The sequence below is a fragment of the Psychrobacter piscatorii genome, assembly GCF_904846415.1.
Classification (GTDB): Bacteria; Pseudomonadota; Gammaproteobacteria; order Pseudomonadales; family Moraxellaceae; genus Psychrobacter; species Psychrobacter piscatorii.
This window is the reverse complement of sequence record NZ_CAJHAR010000061.1, coordinates 1-7121: the sequence shown is the minus strand read 5'-3', so window position 1 is coordinate 7121 and position 7121 is coordinate 1. Positions and strand designations below refer to the sequence as shown.

The window sequence follows — 7121 nt, the reverse complement described above, 5'->3', positions numbered from 1 at the left end:
CTTTATCGGAACAATGAGCGATTTTGTAGTGTTACTGGTATAGTCACATTTTGATTTAAGTGTAGTTTAGGAGCGTTATTTTGAGAGATGTATTTAGTAGGTTACTAAAAGTACTTTGGGCTTTTAATATTTTATATATTGTTGGTTTACCTGTTCTAACCATTCTTGCTTTTGTTGGATCGCTTTTCACTGGCCACATTATTCGTGGATTGGGAGAGGAGATTATAAAATTCATAGGAATTTCTCTTTCTACGACATCAATACTTGTATTCCTGCAGTATGTACTTCTTGGTAGTTTTAATCCTAAAAGTTTATTAAAGAGAGGGAGTTTCTAAACAAGTTCGGTGCACTATCAAGGAGTCGAACTATAACCTATAGGCTAAGCCTTATTAGCGACCCATACTCGGAGATCGTGACCTTTTAGGCGCTCTAGCACGCTCAAGCTCTTGCTCCTTAGCTTTGATCACTTCTCTAATTTGTCCAGTAAGGTCTTTAATTCCTTCAGTTCTGCTTCTATTGCCGTCTGCGATCCGGTTATTTTCGCTTGTGACTGCTCTATTTTGCTCTGTACGTTCACTAATTCGCTCAATCCGCTCTCCCACTTCACGGTATCGTTCTCTAATTGCGTCGTAACGCTCTTGAGATAGTCGGGCTGCGCTATCGTACTCTGATACGTCTTTAACTGCTCTACGAGCTGAATTTGTATGTTCCCTAAAGCCAATAATTCGCTTGCTAATGATGCTTGCGTTGTTACGTGATTGTTCTGATGATCTACCCATCCGTTGAATACGTTCGTTTGTTCTGTCATTGAAGTTTGCAACTGTTTGAATAACGTTGGCAAGCGTTCCAGCTCTTGTATCTTTGTCTGTGCCAATTTGTTCAATGAGGCCGTCAATTCCGCTATATCTTGGTCTTTCTGGCGTAGCTGCTGATCCATGTATCGCTGTTGGTTGTCGAGCATCTGCGCTTGGCGTTTGATGGTATCCTGCTGTGCTTGCAGCGCTTTCTGTACTTGGTCTAATAGTCTCTTGTCCATGACTTACTTTTTCCCGTAGTTTATTGGGGGCGGCTGTACCTGTGTTTGTGGCTGCACTTGTTGAATGGTATAGGTCGGTTTTGAGAACTTGTTGAACAGCAATGCCCCGATGATTAAGCCCAATAGCAGCATGGCGAGTGCGCCCAAACTGGCTGCCATGAGCCATTTTTTCATCTCTGACTTGATGATTTTCGCTATCCGGTCTTCTCTTTGCTCGATCAGCTGCGCTATGTGCTGTGTGTAGGCTTCTATCGTCTTCTCTAGGTCTTTTGCGTATAGGTTTAAATGCTTGACGGTATGGGCTTGGACGTTGCTCATATAGGTGTCGAGGGCTGAAGACATATCGGTTTGATGCTGGGCTAAGGTTTTTAGCAGCTGCTCGTTGCTCACGTCTAGGCTTTCCATGCCTTGCTTGATGATAGTTTCGCTTTCTTTCAATTTCGCTGTCATAAAGCTGTTTAGTTGCGTCGTAGCGTTCTGAACTTCCTGCTCGATAGTCTTCGCTTGCTGCTGTGATTGTGTCTTGAACTTCTGGGCTAAACTTAAAATCTCGCTCATATAATCCGCCTGTTAGCCTGATATTTCGTTTCGCTTTGGGATCTGGGTTTTTGATACTGATTGCTTTGTCGGTCTGTCTTACGATTTCAAAGCCACCATCCGTTAGGGCTTGAATAACATCAGCACGACTGGTGATTGCGCCCTGACTCACGAACTCTGTTAAGCCGTCAGTAATGACTTGCCTTGCGTCTTTAACGTCTCGTGGTAAGTTGTCACGCTGCGCCATGAGTCGCTTTTTAGCAGGATCATTGGGGTCGGTAAATCCATGCTCGATGTTCTGCATGTCTTTCCATGCGTTGACACGACGCTTATCCACGTTATGGACATAGGGCTGAAAGGCTCTACCATGCTCTAAATCAACATTGGCAAAGACAAAGTTTAGCTCTAACCGGCCTTTGTCTCTGTGTTCTATCCAGCTTACACTGACCCTATCAACGTCTAGCCCTGCTCGAATGGTTTCTTCAAAGCCATCCATCAAGGCGTTTTTTTGTTCTGCACTGACTTGGTTGGCGGTCTCGGTAAACGATAAGCAGCCACTGGTATATTTTTGCTTGAAGTCTAGGCTATCAATAAGCAAGGCTTGATTGTCTATATCGCCCCTCAAAATTTTAGCACCAAGACGTTTGCCGTCGGGCTGCTCTTTGTCTTTAAGCAGATAATCAAATACGCCTTTGCTACCACCGGTGCCATTCGTGAAAAATTTAACGATCATCGGGCACACTCGATGCTAGTGCTTTGTCTAGCGTGGTTTGCAAATCAAGCAATGCAATTAATACGGCATTTCCGACTTCTTGCCCTGTATTGGTTTGCTTGGCGATTTGATTGATATTGATACCAATGCGATTAACGGCTCGCACCAATTCGGGGTCGGCACTATGCACGATTTTTTTGGTCTTAGGTTCAGGCGCGGCTACCGGCTGATCGAGTATCAATCCGCGAGCATAGGTTGACATATCGTGCTGACCTGCACGCTTTTTAATATCTACTATCTCATCGTCAGATACTCTGATTTTTAGCCATTTCGTCCTTGCCATTTTAACCTCGATAATTGCTGTTGTTTTTTACCCCTCACGGGTTTTTGTGAGGGGTTGGGGTTAAGGGGTTTCCCCTTACCGGCATGCCTTGGGTCAATAGTAACGTAGTGGATATTGTACCCACGGTATATGCTGGCTTAAAACAACTAATTTATATATTATATAGAAGTAAACTATTAAACTAACAAGCCTAAACGGCAGACCTATCCATAAAGGATAAACACCATGTCTAGTTATAGAGATAATGACATTACCCATCATATAAAGAATATGAACATAAAAGAAGCTAGAGATCGAAAGGTTTTTATCACAGAGATAGACTGCAGAATAGTCTCTTCTGCAACTAGAAGAACTATAGATAGAAATATAAATAACTGGGTCAAAAAGAATAACATACTACTAAACGAAAAAAATAGCGTAGAGAAATATTCATATGGAGGAGCTGCATACAATGGCAGAACACTTACAGGAAGAAGCTACAAGAAGGAAAGGATTTTCAGCAACTTTTGTTACGTAGCAAGCAACGATGACGGATACGTAGAAGGTATGAAGTTCAGAATAATATATAGCGATGAAATTGAAAAGTACAAGACTCATAAAAACTTCGACACTAAGAATGTCCCAACTATGCTACAAATTGCATTCGGCTTGATCAAGAAGTATAAAGGAGAGCGATTTGAAATCAAAGGATTCATAACTGGAATAAATGAACCAAACGAGTTCGAGAAACAAATCTACAAGCTTTAAGAACCAAACTAAAAATAATAGCCTAAGCAAGCATCGACAAAAAGGCTGTTATCTGATTTAGGCTTATCCAGTGCAACTTTTGTGTGTGATTTTTAGATCTTTAATAACTGCTAGATAACCAAAGCCTAAAACACCCTATCGGGGGGTTAACTGATATGGCTTGCACTTGGTACACTTTTTTTATGCCTTAATCCACTTTTGAACGCTGGTTTTACTGACTTGCATTTGCTCCGAAATCTTGCGAATACTTAACCCCTGTTGCCTTAATTTTTTAGCTTCTTCACGCTTAGGGTTGTACTTTTCTGACCTGGCTTTACCGCCATTTGATGAGTTACTAGCTTTACCGCCTTTCGCACCTCTGTGTGCTTGTAGCTGACTAAAATCACGCCTAAATTCATCCTTGGTGTAATACCCTGCGATACTCTTAGAAATGCTTTTAAGCTCGTTGTACGGCAACTGTGGGCTATATTTTGTGTTCTGCTCCTCACACCACTGCAAGCATTGCTCGTATATCTGCGTGTAAGTGCCTGTGTATGCTATTGATATGGCCATCTTACGCACAATGTTAAATATAGCGTCATTCCTACCATAAAACTCGTCATTTCTGGCTTGTGTGGGCTTGTTATTGGGTAAGTCTAGGTATTCGGCTAGTTGGTGCAACGTGTACGGCTCTGCCCCTGTGTAATACACCTCATGGGCTGAATTTAGAGCGTTCTTTGCAAGATAGCCTGTAAATGCCTTATCACCGCTTAAAACATCGTTAAGGGCGTATTCTACGGCGTTTAACAGGTCAATAGGGGCTTGGTGTGAGTTCTTGAAAAAAGATACTGGATCTTTGAGTCGGTAAAGGTACTGACAGTGACCGTTTTTAGGGTTTTTTAAGACAAACTGAGGGCGTGGTATTCCTGCGTCATGGTAGGCAAATATTGAGCCGTCATAATCTAGATCAATGACAATAAACGTGGTGACTTTGGGCGTGTTATAGTCCACGTATGCGTTTTGGGTGGCCTGCTTGGGTGTTTTGCGTCTGAAATCTGTATTGTTTTTATGAGGACTGCAACGCAAGGTTTTAGGCAAGTCTTGATACAACTCGGCCAAAGGTGGGGTATTTTCCCACTCGTCAGGGTTAACCTGTTTCAAATATTCCATTACATCTACGCTTTTGTATTATGGCGATAGCGTGATATAATGAACCTGCCAAGGAAGCACTATATCTGCTATCACAGATTAGTATTCTAGAAACCCTCACAGCGACCAACTGTGGGGGTTTCGTCTTTCTAGCTAGTGTACTCTTTTATTATATTCCTCACAAACCCTTTAGCATCAAGCTATGCAGTTTGCATAGTATTCTTATTTAAACAACTTAGCCTGTCCGTTCTTACGCACGTACTCACGCATAAAGGCTCTGACTGCCTGTGATGCTGTTATGTCTTGGTTTTGACAAGCGTATTTAAATGCTTTTAGTAGATCTTCATCAACTTTAGCAGTGAATATTTTTGTTTTTGGCTCGGTCATAATTATAGTTCCGTAAAAATATACATATAATATATACCATGTATATACCTATTAATACCTGTAACTAACAACATATCCATTTTACGTTTATGAAGATTTTGTAATTCTTCATCGATAACTCTTATGCTGATTTCACGATTACGTTTGACAGTTCAATTTTTGGAGCTAAGCATAAATACCTTCTGTCTTAAATAGTATTGAATACTATAAATCCTGTATTTTGCTACCTATAGTCTGTCGACTTATAGCATGCAACAAACCAGAATTTCCCTATGAATATAACCCATACTTTTGGCCTACAAGTAAGGCATTACAGGAAAAAGAAAGGTGTTTCTCAAGAGGAGCTTGCTCATATTTGCGGGCTTCATAGAACATATATTGGCTCTGTAGAAAGAGGCGAGAGAAATATAACTTTAAAAAATGCTGAAAAAATTGCGCTAGCACTTGATGAGCCATTAGTATCGTTTTTTATAGGAACTAATGGTGAGTATAGAAAATAGACTTAATGAAATATTAGCAGGATACCAAACATCTTTTATCGATAAAGTCTACTCCAATGAAAATAACGATTACGACTTATTGATGCAAGCCTTTGGCATTACACCTGAACTTAAAAGAGAGAACAGACAATACTGGGGTCGTGAACTTGGTAAATGTTGGGAGAGCCTAATAATTCAAGCATCTTTAGATCATCCAACTTTTCAACCAGCGTTAAGATTAGGTGCTGATGAACCGTGTGACTTGATATTAGATAACTACGCCATAGATGCTAAGTATCGTGTCGGCTCTGGAGATTCAGGAACTCTTAAGAAGTTTAAGCAGTATGGGCCTTTATTAAGAGAAATGGGTTATCAACCAGTATTTCTCTTCCTACGTGACGATAACTTACCGGCAGCTATGCAAGCATGCCGACAAGGTGGATGGGATATATATATTGGGCAGGAGTCATTTGACTTCATCAAAAGCCTAACTGGATTCGATTTAAAAGAATATTTGATTAGAAAAGCTGGAGCGTACCCTGTAAATCGTTAGTCTCAGCGAGCCTTTGTTCTATTATTTCGATATATGAAGGCTCAATTTCTATGCCAATGTAGTCAATACCATAGCTTTTTGCTGCTACTAAGGTAGTGCCGGAACCAGCAAAAGGATCGAGAACTATAGAACCCTCTGCTCTAGGAACAAATATTTCTACTAGTCTTTGCATTAAGTCGAGGGGTTTTACAGTACAGTGAATGTTGTAGTTAGCGGGCTTATCTCGCTTAATATTCTCTAGGATATTAGATTGAAACCCTCCATCACTCATTTCTGTGTAAAAAAGACCTGTATCGTATTCAAGTAATGTCTCGATATAGTTGTTTTGCAATGGCTTTTGCAAAACGCAAATAGCTTCCCACTCACTACGTAAACAGCTATGCCAGCCTTTCATGTCAGCAGATTTAGGATTACCCATTTTCCCAAGCTTTTTCTCCATGTTTATTCCCTTAGGAATACCACTTGTACGTCTATAAACAACCATATCCCTAGCATAGAAACCAGCCTTCTCTAGAGCTACCTGCACATGCGCTACCGTTCTTGTACTATTAAATACAGCAACAGTTGCTCCTGGCTTGCATATCCTATACAGCTCTGTTGCCCAATCAAAACACCATTTTTCATACTCTAAAATATTATCTCTATTCTTCTGATACCAACGTTTATTTCTAACTCCACCTGATAGCCCACTCCCATAGGGTATGTTTTTTACTAATGTATTGCTGTTCTTAACATTATCTTTCCTTCTTTGAATTTCTTTATCATCCCATTTGTGACCAATAAACTCATAGTTGTAGGGGGGATCAGTGATACATGCAGAAATATAATTATCGGGCATTTTACTCATAGCTTCCCGACAGTCAGCATTAATAATTTTATTCAAAAATTGATCAGTCATCTTACAAACTCCTTTGCTACTTATAGTAGTCATTTATCTATAAAAATGCAATGGAGCTCTCATTAAATAGTACTATTTTAAAAAATAAAAATGGTTGAGGGAGACAAAGGTTATGGGGGCTTTGTACATTAAATCTTAAAACACTCTAAAGCGAAGTCATTTACCATAATGTACCTTTATCGGAACAATGAGCGATTTTGTAGTGTTACTGGTATAGTCACATTTTGATTTAAGTGTAGTTTAGGAGCGTTATTTTGAGAGATGTATTTAGTAGGTTACTAAAAGTACTTTGGGCTTTTAA

General features: G+C 40.1%; 9 protein-coding genes. 3 read left to right on the top strand and 6 right to left on the bottom strand.

What is annotated here, in order from left to right; genetic code table 11:
- Window positions 1-463: 463 nt before the first annotated feature.
- From JMX83_RS15460 to JMX83_RS14555, 3 genes are all read right to left on the bottom strand, one after another.
- Complete coding sequence (locus JMX83_RS15460) at window positions 464-1036, bottom strand: hypothetical protein (protein ID WP_343829022.1); 573 nt, start codon at window positions 1034-1036, stop codon at window positions 464-466.
- 3 nt (window positions 1037-1039) lie between these two features.
- Window positions 1040-1594, bottom strand: coding sequence for an MbeB family mobilization protein (locus JMX83_RS15455; RefSeq protein ID WP_227675881.1), 555 nt, complete (start codon window positions 1592-1594; stop codon window positions 1040-1042).
- 701 nt (window positions 1595-2295) lie between these two features.
- Window positions 2296-2628 carry a plasmid mobilization protein gene (locus JMX83_RS14555; protein WP_201603233.1) on the bottom strand — a complete coding sequence of 111 codons (333 nt, stop codon included), beginning with the start codon at window positions 2626-2628 and terminating at the stop codon, window positions 2296-2298.
- Window positions 2629-2853: 225 nt separating this feature from the next.
- On the opposite strand from JMX83_RS14555, the gene JMX83_RS14550 reads away from it, so the two are divergent.
- On the top strand, window positions 2854-3375 hold the full coding sequence (locus tag JMX83_RS14550; protein ID WP_201603231.1) for a hypothetical protein: 522 nt from the start codon (window positions 2854-2856) through the stop codon (window positions 3373-3375).
- 180 nt (window positions 3376-3555) lie between these two features.
- On the opposite strand, the gene JMX83_RS14545 is transcribed toward JMX83_RS14550, so the two are convergent.
- Window positions 3556-4524 (bottom strand): replication initiation protein, encoded by a 969-nt coding sequence (locus JMX83_RS14545; RefSeq protein ID WP_201603229.1) that lies wholly within the window; start codon window positions 4522-4524, stop codon window positions 3556-3558.
- A 201-nt stretch (window positions 4525-4725) separates the two neighbouring features.
- Window positions 4726-4890, bottom strand: coding sequence for a hypothetical protein (locus tag JMX83_RS14540; RefSeq protein WP_201603227.1), 165 nt, complete (start codon window positions 4888-4890; stop codon window positions 4726-4728).
- Between the two features lie 272 nt (window positions 4891-5162).
- On the opposite strand from JMX83_RS14540, the gene JMX83_RS14535 reads away from it, so the two are divergent.
- Window positions 5163-5390: a helix-turn-helix domain-containing protein gene (locus JMX83_RS14535; protein ID WP_201603225.1), complete on the top strand. Its 228-nt coding sequence runs from the start codon at window positions 5163-5165 to the stop codon at window positions 5388-5390.
- The gene (locus JMX83_RS14530) at window positions 5374-5922 is read left to right on the top strand and encodes a hypothetical protein (protein ID WP_201603223.1); all 549 of its coding nucleotides are present in this window, start codon (window positions 5374-5376) and stop codon (window positions 5920-5922) included. Before JMX83_RS14535 ends, JMX83_RS14530 begins: the two co-directional genes overlap by 17 nt.
- On the opposite strand, the gene JMX83_RS14525 is transcribed toward JMX83_RS14530, so the two are convergent.
- Window positions 5888-6820, bottom strand: coding sequence for a DNA-methyltransferase (locus tag JMX83_RS14525; protein ID WP_201603221.1), 933 nt, complete (start codon window positions 6818-6820; stop codon window positions 5888-5890). The two genes, JMX83_RS14530 and JMX83_RS14525, sit on opposite strands and share 35 nt — an antisense overlap.
- Between the last annotated feature and the right edge of the window lie 301 nt (window positions 6821-7121).

Excerpts from the sequence above, each read along its gene's own strand:
- JMX83_RS15460 (WP_343829022.1), bottom strand. The coding sequence starts at position 1,036 with ATGGACAAGAGACTATTAGACCAAGTACAGAAAGCGCTGCAAGCACAG.
- JMX83_RS14555 (WP_201603233.1), bottom strand. The coding sequence starts at position 2,628 with ATGGCAAGGACGAAATGGCTAAAAATCAGAGTATCTGACGATGAGATA.
- JMX83_RS15455 (WP_227675881.1), bottom strand. The coding sequence starts at position 1,594 with ATGAGCGAGATTTTAAGTTTAGCCCAGAAGTTCAAGACACAATCACAG.
- JMX83_RS14525 (WP_201603221.1), bottom strand. The coding sequence starts at position 6,820 with ATGACTGATCAATTTTTGAATAAAATTATTAATGCTGACTGTCGGGAA.
- JMX83_RS14545 (WP_201603229.1), bottom strand. The coding sequence starts at position 4,524 with ATGGAATATTTGAAACAGGTTAACCCTGACGAGTGGGAAAATACCCCA.
- JMX83_RS14535 (WP_201603225.1), top strand. The coding sequence starts at position 5,163 with ATGAATATAACCCATACTTTTGGCCTACAAGTAAGGCATTACAGGAAA.
- JMX83_RS14540 (WP_201603227.1), bottom strand. The coding sequence starts at position 4,890 with ATGACCGAGCCAAAAACAAAAATATTCACTGCTAAAGTTGATGAAGAT.
- JMX83_RS14550 (WP_201603231.1), top strand. The coding sequence starts at position 2,854 with ATGTCTAGTTATAGAGATAATGACATTACCCATCATATAAAGAATATG.